The organism is Pseudomonas sp. SIMBA_041 (genome assembly GCF_046535095.1).
GTDB lineage: Bacteria > Pseudomonadota > Gammaproteobacteria > Pseudomonadales > Pseudomonadaceae > Aquipseudomonas > Aquipseudomonas mucoides.
In genome coordinates this window covers 1-244 of sequence record NZ_JAWRXJ010000795.1, presented here as the reverse complement: position 1 = coordinate 244, position 244 = coordinate 1, and the positions used below count along the sequence as shown (strand labels likewise).

The 244-nt window shown below is 50.4% G+C and carries 1 protein-coding gene; it reads left to right on the top strand.

Annotated elements, in window-relative coordinates; translation table 11 throughout:
• Positions 1 to 21: 21 nt before the first annotated feature.
• Positions 22 to 244: hypothetical protein (locus tag SB725_RS33305; RefSeq protein ID WP_410923709.1), on the top strand; the 223-nt coding region annotated here is incomplete at its 3' end.

Here is a 244-nt window from a genome sequence, read left to right as displayed (position 1 = left end):
CAATCAGGGCGTCAGGTATTTATGGATTTCAATCGCAATCCTGAACCTGTGCCGGGTGACCTGCCATTCTCATTAGAGCGACTGGACGACGACGTTCGCGCGTATCTGGAAAATAACGACGCTCTGGCACCATCGCCCATCGAACGACTGCAACGAATGAATCCGCTGTCTATCTCGCTGTATAAGATGCACGGTTACGATCTCACCACGCAGCCATTGCAGTTTGCCATGAATAATCAGCATA